19 protein-coding genes are annotated in these 26,168 nt (G+C 66.2%); 11 read left to right on the forward strand and 8 right to left on the reverse strand.

The genetic code is table 11. The features are described 5' to 3' along the window. The first annotated feature begins 38 nt into the window (after positions 1-38). The 3 genes from QRM60_RS14740 (at position 39) to QRM60_RS14750 (ending at position 4,940) form a co-directional block, all read left to right on the forward strand. Positions 39-1,208, forward strand: coding sequence for an OprO/OprP family phosphate-selective porin (locus tag QRM60_RS14740; RefSeq protein ID WP_042596957.1), 1,170 nt, complete (start codon positions 39-41; stop codon positions 1,206-1,208). A gap of 115 nt (positions 1,209-1,323) precedes the next feature. Continuing rightward, positions 1,324-3,969 carry a PAS-domain containing protein gene (locus QRM60_RS14745; protein ID WP_285446468.1) on the forward strand — a complete coding sequence of 882 codons (2,646 nt, stop codon included), beginning with the start codon at positions 1,324-1,326 and terminating at the stop codon, positions 3,967-3,969. Positions 3,970-4,229: 260 nt separating this feature from the next. Beyond that, complete coding sequence (locus QRM60_RS14750) at positions 4,230-4,940, forward strand: DUF1460 domain-containing protein (RefSeq protein ID WP_228418437.1); 711 nt, start codon at positions 4,230-4,232, stop codon at positions 4,938-4,940. Positions 4,941-5,113: 173 nt separating this feature from the next. Here QRM60_RS14750 and QRM60_RS14755 read toward each other — a convergent pair whose 3' ends face one another. From QRM60_RS14755 to QRM60_RS14770, 4 genes are all read right to left on the reverse strand, one after another. Beyond that, positions 5,114-5,752 (reverse strand): response regulator transcription factor, encoded by a 639-nt coding sequence (locus QRM60_RS14755; protein WP_011038447.1) that lies wholly within the window; start codon positions 5,750-5,752, stop codon positions 5,114-5,116. 277 nt (positions 5,753-6,029) lie between these two features. Further along, complete coding sequence (locus QRM60_RS14760; RefSeq protein WP_011038448.1) at positions 6,030-7,079, reverse strand: ABC transporter substrate-binding protein; 1,050 nt, start codon at positions 7,077-7,079, stop codon at positions 6,030-6,032. Then, complete coding sequence (locus QRM60_RS14765; protein ID WP_228945258.1) at positions 7,079-8,464, reverse strand: sensor histidine kinase; 1,386 nt, start codon at positions 8,462-8,464, stop codon at positions 7,079-7,081. Before QRM60_RS14765 ends, QRM60_RS14760 begins: the two co-directional genes overlap by 1 nt. Further along, entirely contained in the window at positions 8,457-9,158 is a 702-nt protein-coding gene (locus QRM60_RS14770; protein WP_042596966.1) for a response regulator transcription factor, read from the reverse strand. Before QRM60_RS14770 ends, QRM60_RS14765 begins: the two co-directional genes overlap by 8 nt. 266 nt (positions 9,159-9,424) lie before the next feature. Between QRM60_RS14770 and QRM60_RS14775 the strand changes: the two genes are divergently transcribed. The 4 genes from QRM60_RS14775 (at position 9,425) to QRM60_RS14790 (ending at position 14,473) form a co-directional block, all read left to right on the forward strand. Beyond that, on the forward strand, positions 9,425-10,618 hold the full coding sequence (locus QRM60_RS14775; protein ID WP_285446469.1) for an OprO/OprP family phosphate-selective porin: 1,194 nt from the start codon (positions 9,425-9,427) through the stop codon (positions 10,616-10,618). A 224-nt stretch (positions 10,619-10,842) separates the two neighbouring features. Continuing rightward, positions 10,843-12,171 carry a CitMHS family transporter gene (locus tag QRM60_RS14780; RefSeq protein ID WP_011038452.1) on the forward strand — a complete coding sequence of 443 codons (1,329 nt, stop codon included), beginning with the start codon at positions 10,843-10,845 and terminating at the stop codon, positions 12,169-12,171. 163 nt (positions 12,172-12,334) lie between these two features. Beyond that, on the forward strand, positions 12,335-13,075 hold the full coding sequence (gene phbB / locus QRM60_RS14785) for an acetoacetyl-CoA reductase (RefSeq protein WP_014508912.1): 741 nt from the start codon (positions 12,335-12,337) through the stop codon (positions 13,073-13,075). Positions 13,076-13,441: 366 nt separating this feature from the next. Continuing rightward, entirely contained in the window at positions 13,442-14,473 is a 1,032-nt protein-coding gene (locus QRM60_RS14790) for a LacI family DNA-binding transcriptional regulator (protein ID WP_011038454.1), read from the forward strand. Positions 14,474-14,627: 154 nt separating this feature from the next. Here the strand turns inward: QRM60_RS14790 and QRM60_RS14795 are convergent, their stop codons facing one another. Then, positions 14,628-15,947 carry an MFS transporter gene (locus QRM60_RS14795; RefSeq protein ID WP_285446470.1) on the reverse strand — a complete coding sequence of 440 codons (1,320 nt, stop codon included), beginning with the start codon at positions 15,945-15,947 and terminating at the stop codon, positions 14,628-14,630. Between the two features lie 266 nt (positions 15,948-16,213). Here QRM60_RS14795 and QRM60_RS14800 point away from each other — a divergent pair, with 266 nt between their 5' ends. Both QRM60_RS14800 and QRM60_RS14805 read left to right on the forward strand, forming a co-directional pair. Further along, a complete protein-coding gene (locus tag QRM60_RS14800) occupies positions 16,214-18,670 on the forward strand; it encodes a TonB-dependent receptor (protein ID WP_285446471.1) in 2,457 nt (818 codons plus the stop codon). A 36-nt stretch (positions 18,671-18,706) separates the two neighbouring features. Beyond that, a complete protein-coding gene (locus tag QRM60_RS14805; protein WP_285446524.1) occupies positions 18,707-20,617 on the forward strand; it encodes an alpha-amylase family protein in 1,911 nt (636 codons plus the stop codon). 320 nt (positions 20,618-20,937) lie between these two features. On the opposite strand, the gene QRM60_RS14810 is transcribed toward QRM60_RS14805, so the two are convergent. The 3 genes from QRM60_RS14810 to rsgA form a co-directional block, all read right to left on the reverse strand. Further along, positions 20,938-21,618 (reverse strand): type 1 glutamine amidotransferase domain-containing protein, encoded by a 681-nt coding sequence (locus QRM60_RS14810; RefSeq protein WP_285446472.1) that lies wholly within the window; start codon positions 21,616-21,618, stop codon positions 20,938-20,940. A gap of 102 nt (positions 21,619-21,720) precedes the next feature. Then, complete coding sequence (locus tag QRM60_RS14815) at positions 21,721-22,983, reverse strand: flavohemoglobin expression-modulating QEGLA motif protein (RefSeq protein ID WP_119960235.1); 1,263 nt, start codon at positions 22,981-22,983, stop codon at positions 21,721-21,723. Next, a complete protein-coding gene (gene rsgA / locus QRM60_RS14820; RefSeq protein ID WP_274400193.1) occupies positions 22,983-24,074 on the reverse strand; it encodes a ribosome small subunit-dependent GTPase A in 1,092 nt (363 codons plus the stop codon). The genes QRM60_RS14815 and rsgA overlap by 1 nt, the downstream gene beginning before the upstream one ends. A 153-nt stretch (positions 24,075-24,227) precedes the next feature. On the opposite strand from rsgA, the gene QRM60_RS14825 reads away from it, so the two are divergent. Beyond that, complete coding sequence (locus QRM60_RS14825) at positions 24,228-25,499, forward strand: pyridoxal phosphate-dependent aminotransferase (RefSeq protein WP_011038462.1); 1,272 nt, start codon at positions 24,228-24,230, stop codon at positions 25,497-25,499. After that, positions 25,499-26,122, forward strand: a complete 624-nt coding sequence (locus QRM60_RS14830; RefSeq protein ID WP_115571854.1) for an SGNH/GDSL hydrolase family protein — start codon at positions 25,499-25,501, stop codon at positions 26,120-26,122. The genes QRM60_RS14825 and QRM60_RS14830 overlap by 1 nt, the downstream gene beginning before the upstream one ends. Positions 26,123-26,168: the final 46 nt, after the last annotated feature.

Genomic DNA, 26,168 nt, shown 5'->3' on the forward strand with positions numbered 1-26,168 from the left:
CGCCCGGCCCCTACTTTTCCTCGCCGAAGATCATTCCTATGCGCCTCAATCCGCTCGTTCTTGCGCTGGCCATCGCCGCCGCGCCCGCCGCCCATGCCGCCACCTCGATCGAGAACTGGCCCACCAAGTACACCTTCGGTGACGGCACAGAAATCGGCCTGACCGGCAACTACGCCTACGACGACAACAATTTCTCCGGCGACGACCGCCTGGAAGACCGCACCGATTTCCGCCGTAAGGAATTCGGCGCCACCTTGAAGAAAAAGGGCGTCTACGACGCCATGGTGTATTTCGACTTCGAAACCAAGCTGTGGCTGGACGTGTTCTTCCGCTTCGAAACCAAGGCGCTGCTGGGCCAGGACTACGGCCGCGTGCGCCTGGGCTACATGAAGGTGCCGGTGGGCCTGGAAGCGGTGCAGAGCTCGCGTGCAGGTAGCTTCATGGAACTGGGCCTGCCGATCCAGGCGGTGTTCCAGGGCCGTCGGACCGGTGTGGAATGGACCCTGGAGCGTCCGCAGTACCTGCTGCAGGCCGGCGCATACGGCGGCCAGGACCTGCAGGGCGACAACCCCGGCACCACCCAGGCCGTGCATGCGGCGTGGACCCCGTTCAAGGCCGAAGGCAACGTGCTGCACCTGGGCCTGGCCGGCTCGGTGGAAAACCCGCGTGGTTTCAGTGACGGCCGCGGCGTGTCGTTCAGCCCGCGCGTGCGGCTGCGCGCCCGCCCGGAAGCCGGCTTGACAGATGTGCGCCTGATCGACACCGGCACCATCCTCGATGTGGACCACGTGATCCGCGCCGGCGTGGAAGCGGTCTGGATCCACGGCCCGTTCTCGCTGCAGAGCGAAGCGCTGCGTGCCGAAGTGGCGCGCAACGCCAACCAGCCGCACTACATCGCCCAGGGCCAGTACGTCTACGGCACCTGGTCGCTGACCGGCGAATCGCGCAGCTATGCCGGCGGTGTGCCGGGCAACATCAAGCCCGCCCACGACTACGGCGCGGTCGAGCTGACCGCCCGCTATAGCCGCCTGGACCTGGAAGACAACCGCGTCAGCGGCGGCCGCCAGCACGACACCACCATCGGCGCCAACTGGTACCTCACCAGCCACTTCAAGGTGCAGGCCAACTACAGCTGGGTGGATGCCACGCGCAACGGCGTGCATGAAACCCCGCACGTGATGGAACTGCGCGCGCAGGTGATGTTCTAAGCACCCACGGCTGAGGCTTCAACACGCGTCACCCTGCGGCCGCCTCCTTCGGGATGCGGCCGCAGTCGTGTGTGCGATGGCTGCGCCCAGTGCCCACCGCCGCCATACTTGTGCGATGTATCCCTCGCAACGCCGCCGCCTGCTGTTCACCTTGTCCATCGTGCTGGGCGGGATGTTCGTGGCCATGTTCGCGGCCGGCTACTTCGTCGAACAGAACGCATTGCGCGAAGAAAGCGCCACGGTGCAACGTCAGTTGCGCCTGTATGCGCAGGCGCTGCAGCAACGCATCGACCGTTACCGCACCCTGCCGCAGATCCTGACGCTGGACCCGGACCTGCGCGCGGCCGTCGACGCGCCGTTGTCGGCCGACCAGGTCGAACGCCTCAACCGCAAACTCGAACGCGCCAACAACGTCACCCAGTCTTCCACGCTGACCCTGATCAACCGCGACGGCATCGCGCTGGCCGCCAGCAACTGGCGCGGCGCGCGCAGCAACGTGGGCGTGGATTATGCGTTCCGCCCGTACTACCAACAGGCCCTGGCCAGTGGCAGCGGCAGCTTCTACGGCATCGGCCTGACCACCGGCGAGCCGGGCTACTTCCTGTCCCAGGCCATCCGCGACCCTGCCGGGCAGGTGCAGGGCGTGGTGGTGATCAAGATCGCGCTGGCGGCACTGGAGCGCGAATGGCTGCAGACCCCGGACATCGTGCTGGCCTCCGACGCGCACGATGTGGTGTTCCTGGCCAGCCGCCCGCAGTGGCGCTATCGCATGCTCGCCCCGCTCAGCGAACGTGACCGGCGCGAACTGCAGGCCACCCGCCAGTACGCCAACCAGCGGCTGCTGCCGTTGCAGCGCCGCGTGATCGAACCCACCGGCAGTGGCGGTGTGCTGGCGGAGGTGCAGATGCCGCCCCTGAGTGGCCAGGTGCTGTGGCAGACCCTGCAGGTGCCCGAGAGCGGCTGGCGCCTGCACCTGCTGCACGACACCCGCGCCAGTGCGGCCGCCGGCCGCGCGGCGGCCATCGCGGCGGCCGGTGCGTGGCTGGCGCTGGCGCTGCTGTGGTTGTTCGTGCAACAGCGTAGCCGCCTGTCAGCCTTGCGCCAGCGCAGCCGGCATGAGCTGGAAACACTGTTGCAACAGCACGCTGAAGAACTGCGCACCGCTCAGGATGGCGTGGTGGCAGCGGCGCAACAGGCCAACACTGGCCTGAGTCGCAGCCTGGAACATCTGCCGCAAGGCGTTGTGGTCATCGACGCGGCGCTGAACCTGGTGGCGTGGAATTCGCGCTATGTGGAACTGTTCCGCTTTCCCGCCGAGCTGTTGCAGGTCGGCCGGCCGATCGAAGACCTGTTCCGCTTCAACGCGCGCCGCGGCCTGCTCGGGCCCGGCCCGATCGAGGCCGCCATCGAACGCCGCCTCAACCATCTGCGCAGCGGCAAACCGCACATGCGCGAGAGCGAGAAGGAAGACGGCACGGTGCTGGAAATCCGCGGCAACCCGCTGCCCGATGGCGGTTTTGTCACCAGCTACGCCGACATCACCACCTACAAGAACGCCGCGCGCGAACTGCGCTCGCTGGCCGATGCGCTGGAACACCGCGTGGCCGAGCGCACGCGCGATCTGGCCGCAGCCAAGCGCGAGGCCGAAAGCGCCAACCGCTACAAGACCCGCTTCGTCGCATCGGCAGTACACGACCTGCTGCAGCCGCTCAATGCCGCGCGCATGTTCGTCTCGGTGTTGCGTGGGCAAGTGCAGGCCACCGGCAGTGCGCAACTGGTGGACAACATCGACGGCGCACTGGCGGCGCAGGACGCCATCCTCAACAGCCTGCTCGACATCTCGCGCCTGGAAGCCGGCAGCCTGAAAACCCAAGTCCGCGATTTTGCGATCGGCCCGCTGCTGGACACCCTGGCGCGCGAGTTCGGCATCCTGGCCGAAGACCGCGGCCTGGTGCTCGACTGGGTGCCCACCTCGGCGGTGGTGTTGAGCGACGAAACCCTGTTGCGCCGCATCCTGCAGAACTTCCTGTCCAACGCGATCCGCTATACCCCGCGCGGCCGCGTACTGCTCGGGTGCCGCCGGCGTGGCGGCTGGTTGCGCATCGAGGTGCACGACCAGGGCCCGGGCATTCCCGAAGCGCTGCAGCACGAAATCTTCGAAGAATTCCGCCGCCTCGACGACGGCGTGGCCAACGACCGTGGCGCGGGCCTGGGCCTGGCGATTGTCGAGCGCATCGGCCGCCTGCTCGGGCATCGCATCGGCCTGCGCTCCACGCTGGGCGGCGGCAGCGTGTTTTCGGTCAGCGTGCCGCTGGGCGAACGTGCGGCCATCGTGCAGCCATTGCCCACGCCGCAGCTGCAGCACGAACACGGCAACGACCCCATCCTGCACGGCTGCCGGGTGTGGTGCGTGGACGATGACCCGCGCGTGTGCGAGGCCACGCGTGCACTGCTGGAGCGCTGGGAATGCCGGGTGGATTTTGCCGGCGGCCCCGACGACGCACTGGCCGCGGCCAGCGCCGACGATGCCCCGGAATTGCTGCTGCTGGACGTACGCATGGGCAACCATTACGGCCCGATGCTGCTGCCGCAACTGGTGGCGCAATGGCAGCGCGAACCGCGCGTCATCCTGGTCACCGCCGAGCCCAGCCCCGCCCTGCGCGAGCACGCGCTGGAGGCGGGCTGGGGCTTCCTGTCCAAACCGGTCCGGCCGCCGGCGCTGCGCGCATTGGTCACGCAGATGCTGTTGCGGCGCGGGTAAGTCTGTGCGGCAACGCACAGGCGCAGGCACCGCTGCCTGGCCGGGTCGGATCGTGCACCACCACTTCGCGTTTCAACGTCAGGCACTGGCCGTTAGCCTGAATCATCGTGCTTCCGCACCCGCAAGGTGGACACCCGATGATGAAGACGACGCTGCTTCTGTTGACGTCCTTGTTGATTGTCAGCTGCGCAGGCGGATTCACGGCGCATGCGCAGGACGCTCCGGCCGCTGCGCAACCCGGGTCATCAACACGCGTGCAGATGGATCCGTACACGGCAGGCAAACTGATCACCGTGCTGGATCAGGTCGCACGCCACCGCCATCTCAGCACCGGCCACATGATCGATGTGGTGTCCGCGCAATTCCTGGCGACGCCGTATCGCGATCACGTCCTGCAGGGCTCGGCGACCACGCCGGAGAAGTTGATCATCGACTTCACCGGCCTGGACTGCTTCACCTACCTGGACTATGTCGAGGCCGCGCGTCGCTCCTATTCGCAGCAGGACTTCGTCAATCAGCTGGTGCTCACCCGCTATGTCGACGGCATCGTCAGCTTCACCCACCGCAAGCACTTCTTCAGCGACTGGGCCAACCGCACCTATGAGCTGGCCACCGACATCACCGCAGCGGTCAGCCCCGACAGTGTCACCGTGGTGAAACAACTCAACCTCAAGGCCGATGGCAGCAACTACCTGCCCGGGCTGCCGGTGGTGGAACGGGCCATCACCTACATCCCCACCGCACACATCGACGCGGCGCTGATCCGCCAACTGCGTACCGGCGATTTCATCGGCATCTACACGCCGCTGGCCGGGCTGGACGTCACCCACGTCGGCTTTTTCATCATGACCGATCGTGGCCCGATGCTGCGCAATGCCTCCTCGCGCGCGGAGAACCAGAAGGTGGTGGATTCGCCGTTCCTGGACTATGTGGCAAGAACGCCGGGGATCATCGTCTACAGGGCCAAATAGTGATGCGGGTTTTGCACCTGCAGAGGATGTGGCATCCGCAGGCTGCATGAGCTTGGCTGCCGCGTAATAGCCGGTTGCAGCAGTGCATGCGCCACCTTGCGACTAGCTAGCTACGCAGCCGCTTAGGCCTTGTATCCGGAGCGCCCACCTGCCCTGCAACACGCGCAGTGCGCTCAGCCCTCGCCTTCCGGCTCCAACGCCTTGACCAGCACCGCCGCCTGGGTGCGGCTGTAGCAGTCCAGCTTTTTCAGGATGGCGGTGACGTGCACCTTGACGGTGTTCTCGGCCAGGCCCAGTTCGTGCGCAATCTGCTTGTTCAACAAGCCATCGGCCAGGCACAGCAACACGCGAAATTGCTGCGGGGTGAGCTGGGCGAGCTTGGCCGCCAGTTGCGCGTCGGCTTCGGAGCGCTCGGCGGTCATCGGCGGGAACCAGGTGCCACCATCGAGCACGCTGGCCACCGCGGTGCCGATCGATTCGGCCGGGGTGGATTTGGGAATGAAGCCGGCCGCGCCGAACTGCTGCGCGCGCCGGATTACCCGCGGGTGGTCGTTGGAAGAAATCACCACCACCGGAATGTCCGGATGCTCGCCACGCACGTGCAGCAGCGCGGAGAAGCCGCGCGCGCCCGGCATGGCCAGGTCCAGCAGCACCAGCTCGGCCTGCGGATGCGAGCGCAGCATCGCGCTCAAGGTGGTGGCGCTGGAGGCCTCCACCACTTCGGCAGTGGGCAGGGTCTGGTGCAGCACGTGGATCACGGCAGCACGGAACAACGGGTGGTCGTCGGCGACGAGGATGGTGAGATCGGCCATGCGCCAAGTCTGGCACATGGCTGCGTCGCTTTCCCGCTGCGCTGCGCGGTAGGTGACTCGTGCGCGGAGCTAGACGGCCCGGGCATGTGGCAGGCGCGCTGCCGATGCGCTCGATGCACTGGACTCCGCGCACGCGCCTCAGATGGCAGACGCGCGGACAATCCCTCCATCGAACGCCTGCATGGCGTGCATGCGCTGCTCCACCTCGCCGCGATCAAGCGGCCCGTTCAATGCGCGTTTTCACTATGGAACACGGACCGGCCCGCTCCGCGACCGCTCAGCGCGGCGGCTGGGTGCTGGCGCGCCAGGCTTCCAGAAACTGCCGGCGCTTGAGTTTGTCCAGATAGACCAGCAGGCCGGGACCAAGTGGAATCGGTCGAAACGGCGGCTGCGCCGAGCCACCGCGACCACCGGCCGAGGGCAGGATCGGCATCAGCCGCGCCTCGCGCGAGAGCACCTGCTGGCCGCGCGGCGAGAGCAGGTAATCCAGGAACCGGCGCGCCTCGGGCGCGTGCGGCGCGGTCTTAGGGATCACCGCGGTGCGCAGCGCCACCAACGTGTAGTCCTGCGGCTGCACGATGCCCAGCGGCGCGCCGGCATCGATGCGCGCCTGTGCGTAGGAGCCGAGCACGTTATAGGCCAGCAACAACTCGCCGCGGCTGACACGGTCCAGCAAGGTGCCGGTACGTTCTTCCAGACGCACCTGGTTTGCCCCCAGCGCGGCCAGCAACGCGCCGGCAATGCTGCCCACCTGCCCGTCCTGGGTGGCGAACAGATAGCCCACGCCGCTGCGTTCGGCATCGTAGGTGCCCACCTTGCCGCGCAACGGCGCATCGGGCGCGCGCAGCAGCGCGAGCAGTTGCCGGCGTGTCCGCGGCACCCGCGCGGCGGCGAGCTTGCGCGTGTTGTAGACGATGGCCACCGGCTCGTAGCTGATGCCGAAGACTTCGTGCCGCCACTGCGCCCAGGCCGGCAGCGCTTCGGTCTGCGCCGAGCGATGCGTCAGCGCGTGGCCATCGTTCACCAGCTTGGTCTGCAGATCCATGCTGGCGCTGATCAACAGATCCGCCTGCGGCGCATTGGCGGCTGGATGCAGGTACTGCTCGTAGATGTCCCAGGCGATCACGTCTTCGTAGATCACCTCGGTGCCGGGATGCAGGCGCTGGTAGTCCTGGATCACCGCGCCGAACACTTCCAGATCAGTCGAGCCCTGCACGCGCAGCTGCGCCTGCACCGCACCCTGCGCCGGAAAACGCCGTACATCGCCGGGCGCTGCCCAGGCCAGGCCGCACAGCAGCAGCAACACCACACCACACACCACGCGCATCACGCCGTGCCTCCGGGAAAATGCAATGACGCAATCAGCCCGCCACCGATGCGATTGGACAGATCGATACGTCCGCCATGTGCCTCGACCACGCGCTTGACGATCGCCAGGCCCAGGCCCGCCCCACCGGCCGGCGCATCCGGGCCGCGCACAAAACGCTCGAACACCCGCTCTGCTTCGGCCGGCGGAATGCCCGGGCCGTGATCGGCGATGGTCAGCACATGCTGATGGCCGTCACTGGTCAGCGCAACCTGCAATGGCGCGCCCGCGCCATATTTGCAGGCGTTGTCGATGAGATTCTTCAAGGCTTCGCGCAGCAGCAAGGCATCGCCGCGCAACAGCGCCGGCTGCGGGTCGATCGCCAGATGCACGCGCGGTGCCTCCTCGCCACGTGGCAGCGCGTCATGCAGCGCCTGGTGCAGGAGTTCGACGAGGTCGACCGTGGCAAACCGCTGCAGATTGGCGCGATGGATCACGCTGGCGTCGCTGAGCAGCTGGTTGAGCAGGCGGCTCATATGGCTGGCATTGCGCTCGATCGCCACCAGGCTGCGCTGCATGTCGCGCGGGTCGTCGTCGTCCATCGCCAGCTGCGCCTGCGCACGCAGCGCGGCCAGCGGCGTGCGCATCTGGTGCGCGGCCTCGGCCATGAACGCGCGCAGGGTTTCGTTGCTGGACGACAACCGCGCCATGAAGCGGTTGAGCGCGGCAACCATCAACTGCATTTCCTGCGGTGCGGGCACGGTGAGCGGTTTCAGATCGGAGGGCTCGCGTCGCGAGAGATCGCGCTCGATGCGTTGCAGCGGGCGCAAGGCGCGATACACGCCAATCCACACCAGCGCCAGCGCGAGCAGCGACAGCACTGCAATCGCCACCAATGCGTTGAGCACCACATCGCGCGCCACCGCATCGCGCGCGCGGCGGGTCTGTCCCACCTGCACGCGCACCTCGCCCTGCCCGGAGTCCGAAGCCACCCGGTGCATCACCACCGCAAAGCGCACCGGCTCACCGCTGTAGTTTGCGTCGAACAACAACGGCCGCTCGCCATCGGGCGCGCGCGGCGGCAACGGCAAGGTGTCTTCGCCGGTGATGGTGCGGCCCTGCGCATCGAACACGCGGTAGAACACGCGATCTTCCGGCGCCATGCCCAGCAGGTCGAGCGAGGCATACGGCAGATCCACCTGCCAATCGCCGCCCACCAACGCCACGCTGTCGATGATCGACAACGCCGACGACACCAGCAGGTGGTCGTAGGAGCGATTGGCCGCACGCTCGCCGTAATCGCGCGCGGCAAAGAACAGCACCACCGCGCCCAGCAACGACAGGCTGCTCAGATACAGCAGCAGCGTGCGCCGGATCGACGGCGCCACCGCCTGGGCTTCAGCCATCGCTGCCGGCCTCGGCGACGGCCTGCGGGTCGGCTTCTTCCAGCTTGTAGCCGGCGCCACGCACGGTGACGATGCGCAGCGGCGCACCGATCAACTTGCGGCGCAGCCGGCCCACATACAGCTCGATCGCATTGGGGCCGGCATCGTCATCGAATCCGAACAACCCGTTGCCGATCTCGTCCTTGCCCACCACCTGGCCCAGCCGCCCGATCAGGATTTCCAGCAGCCGGTACTCGCGATTCGGCAACTCGATCGCCACCCCGTCCAGGCTCACGGTGTGCGCAGCGTTGTCGAACACGAACGCGCCGAGCTGCACCACCTCACTGGCCTGGCCGCGATTGCGCCGCAGCAGCACCCGGCACCGCGCTTCGAACTCACGAAAGTCGAACGGCTTGCCCAGGTAATCGTCGGCCCCCACATCCAGCGCCTGCACGCGGTCTTCGATGCCATCACGCGCAGTCAGCATCAGCACCGGCGTGGTGTCGCCACGCTCACGCATCCCGGCGAGCACGCGCAATCCATCCAGCTTGGGCAAGCCGATATCCAGCACCACCAGATCAAAGCTCTGGTAGCGCAACACGCTGGCTGCGGCCAACCCGTCCTGCTGCCAATCCACCGCGTGCCCGCTACGGCGCATGCGCCGCACGATGGCATCGGCAAGGTCGGCGTTGTCTTCTACGAGCAACAGGCGCATTGGGGGCAGGGAATCGTGAATAGGGAATGGGGAATCGCAACAGCACGTCACCGCGGCCGGAAGGTAACAGGCCTCGCCAACAAAAGCTCTCCCATCCAAACCATGTGCTGCAGTCCGTCGCTGTTGCGATTCCCCATTCCCGACTCCCGATGCTCGCACCTGACAGGTCCATGACAGCTTCGCGGGACTAGGCTGCAGCCAGCTCGCCGTGACGCGGTTGCGGCCGATTGATTGCCTGTGCTGCACACATGTACCTGGGAGGGTCTGTGATCAACGACACCTTGCGCTTGCGCGCCATTACCGCCTGTGCGGCCATCTGTCTGGCGCCGGCGGCACACGCGGCCGATGACGAAGGCCCGGTGACCGCCGAAGTGGGCGGGCGCGTGCATTGGGACTTCACTGTCTTCGACAACGATGAACGCGGCACGCCCGAGCGCAACGACACCCAGTTCCGCCGTGTCTGGCTGGACGTGGCCGGCAAGTTCTACGGGTTCAACTACAAGGCCGAGGCGGAGTTCGCCGGCCTGCAGTACGAACCCGGCAGCCGCGGCATCCTGGCGCGCGATGTCTACATCGCCAAGAAGTTCTCCGCCGGCACGCTGACCGTTGGCCAGTTCAAGCAGTACTTCTCGCTGGACGACCGGACCGGCTCCAACTATGGCCCGTTCCTGGAACGCGGCTACGCCTCGACCACGCTGGCACCGATCTACCGCAAGGCGATTTCCTGGCAGACCAGCCGTCCGGACGCCACCTGGTCCACGGCCGCCTACAGCCTGGAAAGCATCGACAATTCGGCCACCAAGGGCGGTGCGCTGGGCACGCGCCTGACCTTCGCACCGGAAATGGGCGACGCGCGGCTGCGCCATCTGGGCGTGTCGCTGGCGCACGAGCGCTATTCGCATCCCGGCAGTGGCGGCGCCTCACCGCTGCTGATCCGCCCGCGCCCGGAAAACGATCTCGCCAACAACAGCCGCATCACGCTGGCACGCTTCGCCGATGGCCGCGACACCGACTTCGACAAATGGTCGCTGGAATATGCCGAAGTAATCGGCCCATGGTCGTGGCAGACCGAGTTCAGCGGCGGCCTGCTCGACGATGGCGCGCAGCATGCCAAGGTGCTGGCCAGCTATGGCCTGGTCAGCTGGTTCGTGACCGGCGAGTCGCGCGGCTACGATCGCAAGACCGGCCGCTTCAGCCGCATCAAGACGCCCAACCGCCCGTCCGGCGCGTTCGAGCTGGCGCTGCGTTACGACTACATGCGCGGCGACCAGCATCTGGATGGGCAACCCAACTTCATCGACGCCAACACGCAGTCGTGGACGCTGGGCGGCAACTGGTACTTCAAGCCCAATCTGCGCGTGATGCTCAATGTGATCGACAGCCGCAATCGTGACCGCATGGTGGATGCGGTGGTCGATCACACGTTGGCCGTTACCGGCCGCTTCCAGTACGACTTCTGAGTGGCCTGCATCTCTGCCCTGCGTCATCCCGCGTCTGCGCCCTGCCACTGCAGCGGCGCGCTGCCGTCCGCCAATGCGATGGCCTGCACCCTGCTGCATGACAGCCACACCGCCGTCACGTCAGCCACCACCAGCGCTGGCATGCACTACCTTCGCTGCTGCGCGCCCGGCGCAGTGGCGCGCTCCGCTTATCCCCCGCTGCACGCCTTAAAGGATTTGCCCGCATGCTGACCGCGCTCGGTTTCGGAATGGTGATCACCTTCATGTACCTGATCATGAGCAAGCGGCTGTCGCCGCTGGTGGCTCTGATCACGGTGCCGATCGTGTTCGCATTGCTCGGCGGCTTCGGCACCGGCATCAACGAGATGATGCTCGACGGCATCAAGAAGATCGCGCCTACCGGCGTGATGCTGATGTTCGCCATCCTCTATTTCGGGGTGATGATCGACGCCGGCCTGTTCGACCCGCTGGTCGGCCGCATCCTGCGCCTGGTCAAGGGCGATCCGCTGAAGATCGTCATGGGCACGGCAATCCTGGCGATGCTGATCTCTCTCGATGGCGACGGCTCCACCACCTACATGATCACCGTCTCGGCGATGCTGCCGCTGTACCAGCGCCTGGGCATGAACGCGCTCAACCTGACCTGCGTGACCATCCTGGCCAGCGGCGTGATGAATCTCACCCCGTGGGGCGGCCCCACTGCGCGCGCCGCCACTGCATTGCACGTGGATCCGGCCGATGTATTCGTGCCGCTGGTGCCTGCCATGGCGATGGCGATCGCCGGCATCATTGCACTCGCCTGGCTGCTCGGCATGCGCGAGCGTCGCCGCCTGGGCGTGGTGCGCCTGCCGGCCGACGGCAACTGGCTGGAAACCAGCCTGCCCGACGACAACGACGCCCTGCCGCGCGTGGAAGACACCGAAGACATGAAGCGGCCCAAGCTGCTGTGGGTGAACCTGGTGCTCACCCTGGCGCTGATGGCCGCGCTGGTGGTGGGCATCCTGCCGATGCCGGTGTTGTTCATGATCGGCTTCGCGCTGGCGCTGATGATCAACTACCCCAACCTGGCCGAGCAGCGCCGTCGCCTGGTCAACCACGCCGGCAATGTGTTGTCGGTGGTGTCGCTGATCTTCGCTGCCGGCATCTTCACCGGCATCCTGTCCAACACCGGCATGGTCGAAGCGATGTCGCGCAGCTTCCTGGCGGTGATTCCCGACAGCTGGGGCCCGTACCTGGCGGTGATCACCGCCATCGTCAGCATGCCGTTTACGTTCTTCATGTCCAACGACGCGTTCTACTTCGGCGTGCTGCCAATCCTGTCCGAAGCCGCCGGCCATTACGGCATCACGCCCGTGGAAATGGCGCGCGCCTCGCTGGCCGGCCAGCCCGTGCATCTGCTCAGCCCCCTGGTGCCCTCGACCTATCTACTGGTCGGCCTGGCCAAGGTCGATTTCGCCGACCACCAGCGCTTCACCCTGAAATGGGCGGTGCTGATTTCGATGCTGATGCTGGCGGGCGGGTTGTTGTTTGGCTTGTTTCCGTTGGCGCGCTGATTGCGCGCCGGGAATGGGGAATCGGGAATGGGGAATCGCAAAAGCGGCGCTGCGCTGCCGTTTCGATTCCTGACTTCCACATAAAAAAATAGAAACCGCGGCCCCTGCTCCACCGATTCCCCACTCCCGATTCCCCATTCCCAACTCCGAAGGAGTTCAAGCAATGACGCTTCGCATCGCATACGTCACCAGTGGCATGGGCAGTGTGGGTACTGCGATCTGCCAGAAACTGGCGCGCACCGGGCACACGGTGGTGGCCGGGTGCGGCCCCAATTCGCCGCGCAAATCAGCGTGGCTGCGTGAGCAACGCGAGCTCGGGTTCGACTTCGTTGCCTCCGAAGGCAACGCGGCCGACTGGGATTCCACCGTAGCTGCGTTTGCCAAGGTCAAGGCGGAGGTCGGCGAGATCGACGTGCTGGTCAACAACGCCGGTGGCAGCCGCGACACGCTGTTCCGTCAGATGAGCCGCGACGACTGGAATGCGGTGATTGCCAGCAACCTGCATTCGCTGTTCAACATCACCAAGCAGGTGGTGGATGGCATGACCTCGCGCGGCTGGGGGCGCATCGTCAACATCGGCTCGGTCAGCGCGCACAAGGGCCAGATCGGGCAGATCAACTTCGCTACCGCCAAGGCGGCCATGCATGGGTTCAGCCGTGCGCTGGCGCAGGAAGTGGCCTCGCGCGGTGTCACCGTCAACACCATTTCGCCCGGCTACATCGCCAGCGCTTCCATCAGCAATTTCCCACCGGATGTGCTGGACCGCCTGGCCACCTCGGTGCCGGTGCGTCGGCTCGGCAAACCGGCCGAAGTGGCCGGCCTGTGCGCATGGCTGGCCTCCGACGACGCCGCGTATGTGACTGGCGCCGACTATGCGGTCAACGGCGGTTTGTACATGGGCTAGCGTGCCATGCACGTGCGGCGCTGCTGCGTGGCGGCTGGCATCCATCACGCGCAGCGCAGCGATGCACTGGCAACGCAGCAGTGCGTATAGCCGCCCGTGCTGCGGCCGCCTCCCGCGCATGCAGCAACGTTTGGCATCGCATCCCCCTGCACGCCGCAGCCCAACGCGCTCCGTTTCATGCCCTGCATCAGCCCCCACAAGCACCGCGCCAGCGCGCTGCAATGCCTGAGCAAGCCGCTGTTTGCCGAGCGTTGTGCGCCCGCGTGGCACCGGCAAATGCCCTGCAAGCGACCGCCACCGCAAGGCCTGCCTGACACGTGGCGTGCACGAACTGATTACACTCTGGCTTTTCCGCAGTGCGGTGCCATGGCCAAACATCCCGAACGCGCCACTCCTGCTGCACGCCCGCAGATGGCCGACATCGCGCGCATGGCGGGCGTGTCCGAGTCCACCGTGTCGCGTGCGCTGGCCGGCAGCCCGGTGGTGGCCGAGCGCACCCGCGCCTACATCAAGCAGATTGCCGCCGATGCGGGGTATCAGGTCGATCCGGTGGCACGCAGCCTGCGCGCCAAGCGCTCCAACACGGTGAGCGTGGCGGTGCCGATGATGCATGCGCTGGACCAGCCGCTGTCGGACCCGTTCCTGATGACCATGCTCGCGCTGCTGGCCGAAGAACTCACCGGCCGTGGTTACAGCATGCTGTTGTCCAAGCTCAATCGGCATCAGGACGGCTGGGTGGAACAACTCGCACGCGGCAGCCGCTCCGATGGCGTGATCGTATTGGGGCAAAGCTCCGAACATGCTGCGCTGGATGCGGCCGCACGCGATGGCCTGCCGATGGCGGTGTGGGGTAGCCGAATCGACGGGCAGTCCTACATCAGCGTGGGCAGCGACAATTTCCAGGGCGGCGCACTGGCCACCGAGCACCTGATCGCCAGCGGCCGTCGGCGCATCGCCTTCCTGGGCGACGACCAGCTTCCCGAGGTGGCGCCGCGCTTTGCCGGCTACCGGCAGGCGCTGGAGCAGCACGGCCTGGAGTTCGACACGCGCCTGCACGCGCGCAGCCACTTCCTCAGCGAGGACGCCTACCGGCTGACCCGCGCCATGCTCAAGAAGACCGACGCGCCGGATGGCCTGTTCGCCGCTTCCGACGTGATTGCGGTCGGTGCGATCCGCGCCCTGGTCGAAGCCGGCCACCGCGTGCCGCAGGACATTTCACTGGTGGGCTTCGACGATATTCCGCTGGCCGCCTACAGCCAGCCGCCGCTGACCACCGTGCAGCAGGACCTGGGCTTGGCCGCCCGCCTGCTGGTGGACCGGCTGCTGGCATTGATCGCCGGCGAAGCAGTGGACTCGGTGGAGATGCCGGTGAAGCTGGTGGTGCGCGAGTCGGCTTGATTCGGGAATCGGGAATCGGGAATCGGGAATCGGGAATCGGGAATCGGGAATCGGGAATCGTAAGAGCGTGCGTCCGAGACGGATTGCACGCAATGTCTTGATGCTGCAATCCGCTTTTTTTTAGCGGCAAAACATTGCGACACCTTGCTGGCAACTAAGCCGCAACGGCCTTGGGTTTGCGGATGCGTACGCACAACATCGCCACCGCTGCAGCCAACATCAGTGCGCCGGCCAGGCGGATCACGTTGCGCGGGTCGCCGTGTAGCAGCGGTTCGTAATAGAGCGGCAAGGTCACGATCTGGATCAGCATTGGCAGCACGATGAACAGGTTGAACAGGCCCATGTACACGCCGGTGCGCTCGGGCGGAATGCTGTCGGCCAGCATCAGGTAGGGGTTGCCCATCATGCTGGCCCATGCAAGGCCAATACCGATCATCGGCAACAGCAACAACCAACGGTTTTCTATACCCGGCAACACCCACATGCCTACGCCAGCCGCCAGCAGGCAGGCCGCGTGCGTGTACTTGGGGCCGACGCGCCGCACCACCGGCACCATCGCAAAGGCCGCCAGAAACGCGATGAAATTATAGAAACCGCCGATCTGCCCGTTGACCAGCCCGGCCTCGCGGAAGCCGTGCGAGTTCGCCTCGGTGGTGCCGAACAAGGTAGTCGACAGCGACAGCACGATGTACTGCCAGTAGCTGAAGATCGCATACCACTGAAACAGCATCACCGGTGCCAGCTGGCGCATGGTCGGCGGCATGTCGCGCAGCGCGCTGCCGATTTCGCGCAGCGTGGCGCCCAGCCCGGTGCCGGCCTTGCGCATGCGCGCGATCTCCGCCGCAGACACCACCGGTTCGCGCACGCTGCGCGCGGTGAGCAGGATCGAGGCGGCCGAAAAGCCGGCACCGATCACGAACGCAGCAATGGTCACGTACGGAATATGGTGCGCATTGGCCGCGTCCTGGCTCATGCCGAACCACACCAGCAAGGGCGGGGTGAGATAAGCCAGCGTCTGCGCCAGCCCGGTAAAGGCGCTCTGGGTGAGATACCCCAACGGCCGCTGCGGTGGCGCCAGCACGTCGCTGACCAGGGCGCGGTACGGCTCCATCGCGACGTTGTTTGCGGCGTCCAGCACCCACAGCAGGCAGACCGCCATCCACAATGCGGTACTGAAGGGCATCGCCAGCAGGCACAGGCTGCACACCAGCGCGCCGAGCACCATGTAGGGCATGCGGCGGCCCCAGCGCGTCACCGAGCGATCGCTCAAGGCGCCGACGAACGGCTGCAGCACCAGGCCGGTGATCGGCCCGGCCAGCCACAGGTACGGCAGGCTGGCGTGGTCGGCACCCAGGTAGTTGTAGATCGGGCTCATGTTGCTCTGTTGCAGCCCGAAGCTGTATTGCACACCGAAGAACCCGGCATTGAGGGCCAGGATGCGTGCGAAGGAAAGCGGAGGAGCGGTCGACGACATGCAGGGTCCAGGCATCGGTGCGGCTCCCAGTGGCCGCAGCGCACTCTACCCTGGCCGCTTTGCAATCGATTGTAACGCTGCGCCGCAGCACGGGCGCTTTCCCGCTTTGCCCTCTTTTCATTAGCGCAATAAATGCTGCAACGCAGGATTGCAATCGATTGCATTAGGGCGTATCACTCCGCTCGCACTGCAGGCCACCCGGCCATCCCTGGGAGGGGACGACGCAGGGCGTCGACACACCACCATCCGTGAGAGAGAGAATCGCGATGTCCACCTTGCACACCCTGCGCCTGCACGCTTTGGCCTGCGCGGTCACCACCTGCCTGTGCGCGCCGCTCGCGCTGGCCCAGGACGCCACCCCGCCCGCACCCGCCACCCCGCCGGCTGCCGACAGCGCCGCGGTCAACCTGGATTCGGTGTTCGTCACCGGCACCTCCACCGCCACCACCAAGCTCAAGTCCAGCGTGTCGGTCAGCACCGTGGGGGCCGAGGCGATCGAGCAATCGGCCCCGCGCAGCACTGCGGAAATCTTCCGCAACATTCCCGGCATCCGCTCCGAGTCCAGCGGCGGCGAAGGCAATGCCAATATCGCCGTGCGCGGCCTCCCCGTGGCTTCGGGTGGCGCCAAGTTCCTGCAGCTGCAGGAAGACGGCCTGCCGGTGATGGAGTTCGGCGATATCGCCTTCGGCAATTCCGATATCTTCCTGCGCTCGGATTTCACGATGGATCGCATCGAAGCGATCCGCGGCGGCTCGGCCTCGACGTTTACCAGCAATGCGCCCGGCGGCATCATCAACTTCATCAGCAAGACCGGCGACACCGAAGGCGGCAGCGTCGGCGTCAGTCGCGGCCTGGACTACGACAACACCCGCATCGACTTCAATTACGGCGCGCCGTTTGCCGAGCACTGGCAGTTCAACATCGGCGGCTTCTTCCGCCAGGGCGACGGTGTGCGCGATGCCGGCTACACCACCGACAAGGGCGGCCAACTCAAGGCCAACCTCACCCGCCTGTTCGAGAACGGCTACGTGCGTGTGTACGGCAAATACCTCAACGACCGTGCCGCCGGCTATTTGCCGGTGCCCACCTCGGTGCGTGGCCGCGACGGCTCGCCGGACCTGGGCGGCTTCCCCGGTTTCGATCCCGGCAACGACACCTTGTACAGCCGTAATTTCCGCACCGATGTTGGCCTGGATGGCAACAACCAGCCGCGCCGCACCGACCTGGGCGACGGCATGCACCCGATCTCCCGCACCATCGGCGCCGAAGCCTGGTTCGACCTGGGCAATGGCTGGAACCTGAGCGATAAATTCCGCATCGCCGACAACAGCGGCCGCTTCGTCAGCCCGTTCCCGGCCGAAGTCACCGATGCCGCCGCGCTGGCATCGTCCATCGGCGGCGCCGGCGCGCAGCTGGTGGAAGCCGGTGGCGCCAATGCTGGCCAGGCCTACACCGGCACGGCCATCCGCACGCATCTGTTCAATGTCGCCATCAACGATCTGGGCAATGTCACCAACGACCTCAGTCTCTCGCGCGAGTTCGGCGGTGACGGCCGCACCCTCAACCTGCGCATGGGCTACTACACCTCGCGCCAGACCATCGATATGGACTGGACCTGGAACTCCTACGTGCAGAGCCTGGGCCGCGACTCGCGCCTGCTCAATGTGGTCGACGCCAGCGGTGTGTCGCGCTCGCAGAACGGCCTGTACGCCTACGGCACGCCGTTCTGGGGCGACTGCTGCATCACCCGCAGCTACGACGTGCGCTACGACGTCAACGCACCGTACGTGGCGCTCACCTTCGACAGCGGCAAGCTCAGCATCGACGGCAGCCTGCGCTACGACATGGGCGATGCACGCGGCAACTATTCCGGCACCGCCATCGCGCAGAACCTGGACGTCAACGGCGATGGCGTGATCCAGCCGGTGGAGCAGCGCGTGGCCACCGTGGACACCGCCAATGCGCGGCCAGTGGACTACGACTGGAATTACCTGTCGTACTCATTGGGCGGCAATTACCTGATCAACGACGACCTGGGCGCATTCGCACGCATCAGCCGTGGCGCACGCGCCAATGCCGACCGCCTGCTGTTCGGCGTGATCCGCGACGATGGCTCGGTGACCTCCGATGAAGCGGTCAACGTGGTGCGGCAGACCGAAGCTGGCCTGAAGTGGCGCCGCGACGGCCTGAGCCTGTTTGCCACCGCGTTTGCCGCGCGCACCCAGGAGCAGAATTTCGAAGTCACCAGCCAGCGCTTCTTCAACCGTAGCTACAAGGCGCACGGCATCGAGCTGGAAGCCAGCTACCGCTACGAGGGCTTCACCGTCAACGGCGGCGTGACCTGGACCGATGCAGAAATCGCCAGGGACCAGATCACTCCGGAGAACACCGGCAACGTGCCGCGTCGCCAGGCCGACTTCGTGTGGCAGCTCACCCCGAGCTACCGCGGCGACGGCTACCAGTTCGGCGTGAACCTGATCGGCACCACCGAGGCCTACACGCAGGATTCCAACCAGCTGAAGATGCCGGGCTACACCCAGGTGAATCTGTTCGGCGACTACCGCATCACCGATGCACTCACCGTCGCGTTGAACGTCAACAACCTGTTCAACACGTTCGGGCTGACCGAAGCCGAGGAAGCCACCATTCCGGCCAACGGCATCATCCGCGCACGTTCGATCGCCGGCCGCACCACCAGCCTCAGCCTGCGCTACGACTTCTAAAGGACTCGCGCCGGGCCCTGCCCAGCTTTCCCCATGATCGCTTCCTCCCCCATCGACGCCGCTGCACTGCGCGCCCGCGTTGCCGCCGCACTGGATCCGTTCACTGCCGCAGCAACACTGGCGCGTTTTGATACGCATGCCCCGCGCCTGCTCGACGCGCTGTCCACGCTCTACGGCGCCCGTGCCGACTACGCCAGCTGGTTGCCACAGTGGCTGAGTGCACTGGGCGTGGTCGCGCAGGCGCGGCCAGCGGCCCTGCGGCACCTCGACGACAGCCGCGCACCGGGCTGGTTCGGCCAGCAGGACATGCTGGGCTACAGCGCCTACGTGGACCGTTTTGCCGGCACGCTGCGCGGTGTTGCCGAGCGCGTTCCGTATCTGCAGGAACTGGGCGTGCGGTATCTGCACCTGCTGCCATTCCTGCGCGCACGCGCCGGCGACAACGACGGCGGTTTTGCGGTCAGCGATTACGGCCAGGTGGAACCGGCCCTGGGCAGCAACGACGATCTGGTCGCACTCACCGCACGCCTGCGCGCGGCCAACATCAGCCTGTGCGCGGATTTCGTGCTCAACCACACCGCCGACGACCACGCCTGGGCACAGGCCGCACGCGCTGGCGATACGCGTTATCTCGACTACTACCATCACTTCGCCGACCGCAACGCACCGGACCAGTACGACACCACCCTGGTGCAGGTGTTCCCGCAGACTGCGCCCGGCAACTTCACCTGGGTGGACGAGACCCGGCAGTGGATGTGGACCACGTTCTATCCCTATCAGTGGGATTTGAACTGGAGCAACCCGGCAGTGTTCGGCGAGATGGCCTTGGCGATGCTGGAGCTGGCCAATCTGGGCGTGGAAGCGTTCCGGCTCGATTCCACGGCGTACCTGTGGAAACGCCCGGGCACCAACTGCATGAACCAGCCCGAGGCACACACCATCTTGGTGGCATTGCGTGCCGTGGCCGACATCGTGGCGCCCTCGGTGGTGATGAAAGCCGAAGCCATCGTGCCGATGGCAGAACTGCCGCCCTACTTCGGCAGCGGCGTGCAGCACGGGCACGAGTGTCACCTGGCCTATCACAGCACGCTGATGGCGGCTGGCTGGTCGGCACTGGCCCTGCAACGCGGCGACATCCTGCAGGACGTGATCGCGCACAGCCCACCGCTGCCGCCCAACTGCGCCTGGCTCAGCTACGTGCGCTGCCATGACGACATCGGCTGGAACGTGTTGCAGCACGAGGCCGCCGGCACTGCCGCGCAACCGCCGTTCTCGCTGCGCGAGGTGGCGCAGTTCTACGCCAACGCCGTGCCCGGCAGTTACGCGCGCGGCGAAAGTTTCCAGAGCAGCGGCGATGGCGTGCACGGCACCAATGGCATGAGCGCGGCATTGGTGGGCGTGCAGGCTGCGCACGAACACGCCGATGCGGCGGCGGCCGCCCGTGCGGTGGACCGCCTGGTGTTGCTCTACGCCGTGTCGCTGGCGATGCCGGGTGTTCCGCTGATCTACATGGGCGATGAACTCGCGCTACCCAACGACAACGCCTACCTGGACGATGCGCAGCGGCGCCACGAAGGACGCTGGCTGCATCGCCCAGCGATGGCATGGGAGCTGGCCGCGCAACGGCATGACCCCTCCACGTTGGCAGGTACCGTGTACACGCGTTTGCGTGCGTTGATCCGGCTGCGTGCGGGCTTGCCTGCGCTGGCTGCCACTCAATCGCTGGGAAGCATTTCCCTAGCTGATGCACGGCTATTCGCGCTGACGCGTGGCGACAGCTTCCTGGCGGTGCACAATTTCAGCGAGGTGCCGCTGCCGGTGGATCTGACCCAAACCGAGCATGCGCAATGGGCTGTGCTGGACACCGACGGCACTGGCGATGCGCCCGAACCGCGTACGGAGCTGTTGCTTCCTGCCTATGGCGTGCGCTGGTTGCAGCGTCGTTGAATCATGGGTTGATCTAGACCGCACTCGGCAAAGCCGACGTCCCCCCGCCCTGAGTAGCGGCCGTGGTGCGCGTCGCGTGTCGATGCTTGATGCGCGAGGCACTGGAGTGCCTTGCCGACTCGACGCCAGCGCTTCATCAGTACGATGAGGTTCCGCACTCAGCCAACACTGCATTGCAGCGTGTACATCGGCAATAAAAAAGCACGCCGGTCAGGGCGTGCTTTTTCTCATCGCATTTGCTCGACCCGACGACCACGAAGGCCGCGCCGCCGCACAGATGAGTTGCTGCACTAGCGCGTTTCCGCGCCAGCAGTCGCATCTCAGCGCTTGCCCAGGCTCAACAGCGTTTCTGCAGTCTTCTCGGACGAAGCCGGATTCTGGCCAGTCACCAGCATGCCGTCGGTGACCACATGCACGCCCCAGTCGGCGCCCTTTTCATACTGGCCACCAAGCTCGATCAGCACGTCTTCCACCAGGAACGGCACGATCTTGGTCAGACCCACGCCCTCTTCTTCGCCATTGGTGAAGCCAGTGACGCGGCGGCCATTGACCAGCGGCTTGCCGCCTGCGCCCTTGACCCGACGCAGCGCGCCCGGTGCGTGGCAGACCAGACCATGTGGCTTGTTGGCAGTGGCGAACGCTTCGATCAGCGCGATCGAGTGCGCGTCTTCGGCCAGATCCCACAGCGGGCCATGACCACCCGGATAAAACAGCACATCGAACGCGTCTGCCTTGATGTCGGCCAGGCGATGCGTGCTTGCCAGGGCCTGCTGGGCGTCGGGATCCTGCTTGAAGCGCTTGGTCGCCTCGGTCTGCGCGTCGGGCTCGTCACTCTTCGGGTCCAGCGGCGGCTGGCCGCCCTTCGGCGAGACCAAGGTGATCTGCGCGCCTGCGTCCTTGAACACGTAGTACGGCGCGGCGAATTCTTCCAGCCAGAAGCCGGTCTTCTTGCCGGTATCGCCCAGCTGGTCGTGGGAGGTGAGCACCATCAGAACATTCATTGGATTGCCTTGGGTTATCGCCCCGGACTCGGGCAAGGCAGCCAGTCTGCGGTTCAGCCCGTTGCAGCGCCGTGTAGAGCGCGTGGGCGCCGCGCACACGGTTCAGACATTCATCGCTGGCGGCTGCAGCTGATCCATGCGGATGCGGTTGGCAAACAACGAGAACGCCAGCATGCCGGCCAGCCCGCTGACACGGCTCACCCACGGCGGCAGCCAGCGTGGCGCCACCAGCACACCGCTTTCGAACAGCGGCGCAAAGCGCGCCACATCGCCCAGCGCCATCTTGCCGGCGAACAAATACCGGCAGCGCTGCAGCTGATCGCGCTGCAACGCATGCCGGAAGAACGTGTGCACCGCCACCAGCCCGCGCAGGTACACCGTGTCCTTGGTGAAGGCACCACCACCGCTGGTCGGCACGCCGCGGAACACGCGCTGCGCGGAGGAAAAACTTTCCGGCGGGCTTTGCCCGCTCTCGGTGAAATAGCGAAAGATCTCGATGAAGTCCGCGCCGGAGCGCGCCATCGCAATCGCTTCGATGCGCAGGCTGATGCGCTTCATGCGTTCGATGTCGATACTGCCAGTGATCTGCTCGGCAAACGTCGCCAGGCCTTCCTGCGTGGCGGTGGTGCGTGGCGAAGAAATCCCCAGGCTGGGCAGGTGCACCTGCGCACGCCCGTTGAGCGCCGTGAGCGAGTGCACCAATGCTTCGTGATGGAACAACTGCGCGCGGTCGTAATCGCTGAAGGTCGCGCCACTGCGCAGCCGGATGCGATGCGCACCGGCTGCAGCCTTGGCCAGCAAGTCCGGGTCCAGCGTCACGGTGATCACGCGGCCTTCGAAAAACGCATCCAGATCGTTCTGCAACTGCATCCGCAACGCGGTGGCCGACACCGGCACCTGTTCTTCCGGCGCCAGCAATTCGCGGTCCAGCTCCTGCGCGATCTGGATGAAGTGCCGCGCAGCCTCGCGCGTGCTCGGCCCGTTGCCCGGCATCGGGTCGTCCGGCACGCCAAACAGCTGTGCCGAGTAATCACTGACCGCTGCGGTGCCCAGCGATTCCAGCAACCCGGCCGCCAGCCCCCAGCTATGCGCCGAATCGATCAAATACGCGCCGAGCGGATGCTGCGGGTCGGCGGCCTTCGCAATGACGGCCAGTTCGCGCCGGGTGTCGCCAAAATCCAGTACCGGGTACTCCACCTGCGGCAGTTCTGGCTGCCCGCGCGCCACGCTTTGCAGGAAGGGCTCCTGCAAGGCCCGAGGCCAGCTCGCCAAGGCGAGCAATTTGACCCCGCGCACCGCCTTGACCAGACGCGCATCCAGCGCCGCGTGATGGACGATGTCCGGCGGCCCCTTGCGCGATGGCATCAGCGCCGTCCGGGACGATCGACGCTGGCAGGCCGCTTGCCCGAGCCCTTGCCGCGATTGTTCTGCGCAACACGGGTGGCGAGTTTTTCGGCCGCGCTGGCCACTTCCACGCGCAGCTTCATGTAGTTGGCCACGCGCTCCGGGTCCAGCTGATCGGCCTCGATCGCCGCACGCACCGCGCAACCGGGTTCGGCAATATGCGCGCAATCGTTGAAGCGGCATTGCGCCGCCAACGCTTCCACATCGGAGAAGCCGCCTTCGGCCAGATCCTCCTCACCGGTGGGCTTGAGCTCGCGCATGCCGGGCGTATCGATCAGACACGCACCCGACGGCAGCGGAATCAACGCCCGATGCGTGGTGGTGTGGCGGCCGCGCGAATCGTTCTCGCGCACCGCGTTGGTCTTCATCTTCTGCGTGCCGAGCAAGGTGTTGGTCAGCGTCGACTTGCCCGCGCCGGACGAGCCCACCAGCACCGCGGTGCGGCCATCGCCCAGCCACGGCCGCAACGCCGCCACGCTGTCCGGATCCTTGGCATTGACCGTGAGCAGCGGAATGTCTTGCGCGGCCAGTTCTTCCAGCACCGCCAACGCGTCGTCGGCATACTCGGTCTGGTCGGCCTTGGTCAGTACCACCACCGGCTCGGCACCGCCCCCGCCAACCAGCAGCAGGTAGCGCTCGATCCGCCGTGGATTGAAGTCCGCATCCAGCCCGCACACGATGAACACCGTATCGATATTGGCCGCGATCACCTGCTGGTGGTAATGCTCGCCAGCCGCCCCACGCTTGATCGAGGTGCGCCGCGGCAACAACGCCACGATGCGCTTGCCCTCCATCAGCACCCAATCCCCCACCGACGCCCGCTCATGGCTGGGAAAGCGCGGCCGCTGCCATTCCGGCAACGACTCGGCCTTCAGGCTGGCCTCCGGCGTATCGGCCACCACATAACCGGTGCGGTGCTGCTCCACCACCCGCGCCGGCAACGCCTGTGGATGCGCCGCAAAGATCGCCTGCCAGGCCGGGTCCTCGGGAGGGCCAGGCCAGGGCCAGCCGATAGATTGAAGGGTGTGGTAGTTGGGGGATGTGTCGCTCATGTGCGGATTCTAGCGGTCCAACCTGGGCCGCTTGTGCATTCAAGCGTGATCGGAGCGCTTGCCGTGCACTTGACATTGTTGCCAATGCAAGCATGTCCGCCTGTCATATTTCCGCTACCATGCCAAGCCTCACGCCTACAACCGGCCTGCCGTATGTCCACCGCCCCGCAAAAGCCGCTCGCCATCCGCGAGCGCCTGTCCGAAGTCCGCTACGAGATCCGGGGCGAACTGGCGCGGCGAGCGCGGGAGTTGGAGGCGCAGGGCCGCAAGCTGATCAAGCTCAACATCGGCAACCCCGGTGCATTCGGGTTCCGTGCGCCGGAGCATCTGCAGCGTGCGATTGCCGACGACATGGGCCGCACCGACCCCTATACGCATCAGCAGGGCCTGCCGGAGGCGCGCGAGGCGATCGCCGCCGCGTATGCGCGCCGCCAGCATCCGGATGCGCATCCGGACCGGATCTTTATCGGCAACGGCGTCAGCGAGCTGATCGACCTGTCGCTGCGCGCCCTGCTCAACCCCGGCGACGAAGTGCTGGTGCCCTCGCCCGATTACCCGCTGTGGTCGGCGGCCACCATCCTCAACGACGGCCGCCCGGTATATTACCGCTGCGCGCCGGAGAACGGCTTCCAGCCGGACCCGGTGGAAATCGAGACACTGGTGTCGTCGCGCACGCGCGCCATCGTGCTGATCAATCCGAACAACCCCAGCGGCGCCAGTTATTCGCGCGAGTTGCTGGAGCGCATCGTCGCCATCGCGGTCAAGCACAACCTGCTGTTGATGGTGGACGAGATCTACGACCAGGTGCTGTATGACGGTGCGGCGTTTGTGCCGGTGGCACCGCTGGCTGGCGAGCACCCGTGCATCACCTTCAGCGGGCTGAGCAAGGTGCACCGCGCCTGCGGCTGGCGGGTGGGTTGGGCGCTGTTGTCCGGTGAGCAATCGCGCATCAACGATCTGCGCAACGCCATGGACCTGCTCGGCGCGCTGCGCCTGTGCGCGAATGTGCCGGGCCAGTATGCAATCGACGCGGCAGTCAACGGGCCGGACACCATCTCGGCGCTGTGCGCGCCGGGTGGACGCCTGTACGAGACCCGCCGCGCGGTGATCGAAGCATGCGCGGCCAGCTCACATCTGTCGTTGGTTGCACCGGCCGGCGCGCTGTATGCGTTCCCGGCAGTGGTGGGGCCGGCGGCGCGTGCTTTCGACGACCACACCTTCGCGCTGGATCTGATGAACGACGAAGGCGTGCTGGTGGTGCCGGGCTCCAGCTTCAACGTGCCGTATCGCCACCATTTCCGCGTGACGCTGATGCCCGAAGCTGCGGTGATGCGCGATGTGTTTGCGCGCATCGATCGCGCCCTGACGCGACGTGCAGAGGCGGTGACCAAGGTCGTGCCGCTCAAGTCGCGCAGCGTGGCGTGATGGCGGCGGTCGGCCTGCCGCGGCGCTATCTGGCGCTGGGCGACTCCTACACCATCGGCGAGGGCGTCGCCGCCGAGCAGCGCTGGCCGGAGCAACTGGCCGAAGGCCTGCGGGCCTATGGCTGGCCGGTGGCAGCGCCGCAACTGATCGCCACCACCGGCTGGACCACCGACGAGTTGCAGGCCGGGATCGACGCGGCCGCGCCGCAGGGCCCGTTCGATCTGGTGAGCCTGTTGATCGGGGTCAACAATCAGTACCGCGAGCGCACGCTGGATGCCTACCGCGCCGAGTTCGACGAGTTACTACAGCGCGCGATTGGCTTTGCCGATGCCCGGCCCGAACGCGTGGTGGTGCTGTCGATTCCCGATTGGGGGCTGACCCCATTTGCGCGCGCACAAGGACGCGATGCGGCCCTGATCGCCGCACAGATCGATGCATTCAACACGGTGGCCGCCGAACGCTGCGCGGCACGCGCGGTGCGCTTCGTCGACATCACCGCCACCAGCCGCGACGGCGGCGATGCGCCGGACATGCTCGTCGATGATGGCCTGCATCCGTCCGGTGCGATGTATGCGCGCTGGACTGCGCTGGCGCTGCCCGCCGCGCGCGACGCACTCAGCTAGCCGCGTTAAACGCCTCACTGCCAAGGACCGACATTGCACACCACCG

The organism is Xanthomonas sp. fls2-241-TYG-148 (assembly GCF_030208815.1).
GTDB classification, from domain to species: domain Bacteria; phylum Pseudomonadota; class Gammaproteobacteria; order Xanthomonadales; family Xanthomonadaceae; genus Xanthomonas; species Xanthomonas campestris.

Coding starts and splice junctions, on each gene's coding strand:
- QRM60_RS14740 (WP_042596957.1), top strand. CDS start 39: ATGCGCCTCAATCCGCTCGTTCTTGCGCTGGCCATCGCCGCCGCGCCC.
- phbB (WP_014508912.1), top strand. CDS start 12,335: ATGACGCTTCGCATCGCATACGTCACCAGTGGCATGGGCAGTGTGGGT.
- QRM60_RS14810 (WP_285446472.1), bottom strand. CDS start 21,618: ATGAATGTTCTGATGGTGCTCACCTCCCACGACCAGCTGGGCGATACC.
- rsgA (WP_274400193.1), bottom strand. CDS start 24,074: ATGAGCGACACATCCCCCAACTACCACACCCTTCAATCTATCGGCTGG.
- QRM60_RS14790 (WP_011038454.1), top strand. CDS start 13,442: ATGGCCAAACATCCCGAACGCGCCACTCCTGCTGCACGCCCGCAGATG.
- QRM60_RS14815 (WP_119960235.1), bottom strand. CDS start 22,983: ATGCCATCGCGCAAGGGGCCGCCGGACATCGTCCATCACGCGGCGCTG.
- QRM60_RS14765 (WP_228945258.1), bottom strand. CDS start 8,464: ATGGCTGAAGCCCAGGCGGTGGCGCCGTCGATCCGGCGCACGCTGCTG.
- QRM60_RS14770 (WP_042596966.1), bottom strand. CDS start 9,158: ATGCGCCTGTTGCTCGTAGAAGACAACGCCGACCTTGCCGATGCCATC.
- QRM60_RS14825 (WP_011038462.1), top strand. CDS start 24,228: ATGTCCACCGCCCCGCAAAAGCCGCTCGCCATCCGCGAGCGCCTGTCC.
- QRM60_RS14800 (WP_285446471.1), top strand. CDS start 16,214: ATGTCCACCTTGCACACCCTGCGCCTGCACGCTTTGGCCTGCGCGGTC.
- QRM60_RS14780 (WP_011038452.1), top strand. CDS start 10,843: ATGCTGACCGCGCTCGGTTTCGGAATGGTGATCACCTTCATGTACCTG.
- QRM60_RS14745 (WP_285446468.1), top strand. CDS start 1,324: ATGTATCCCTCGCAACGCCGCCGCCTGCTGTTCACCTTGTCCATCGTG.
- QRM60_RS14750 (WP_228418437.1), top strand. CDS start 4,230: ATGGATCCGTACACGGCAGGCAAACTGATCACCGTGCTGGATCAGGTC.
- QRM60_RS14830 (WP_115571854.1), top strand. CDS start 25,499: ATGGCGGCGGTCGGCCTGCCGCGGCGCTATCTGGCGCTGGGCGACTCC.
- QRM60_RS14755 (WP_011038447.1), bottom strand. CDS start 5,752: ATGGCCGATCTCACCATCCTCGTCGCCGACGACCACCCGTTGTTCCGT.
- QRM60_RS14760 (WP_011038448.1), bottom strand. CDS start 7,079: ATGCGCGTGGTGTGTGGTGTGGTGTTGCTGCTGCTGTGCGGCCTGGCC.
- QRM60_RS14795 (WP_285446470.1), bottom strand. CDS start 15,947: ATGTCGTCGACCGCTCCTCCGCTTTCCTTCGCACGCATCCTGGCCCTC.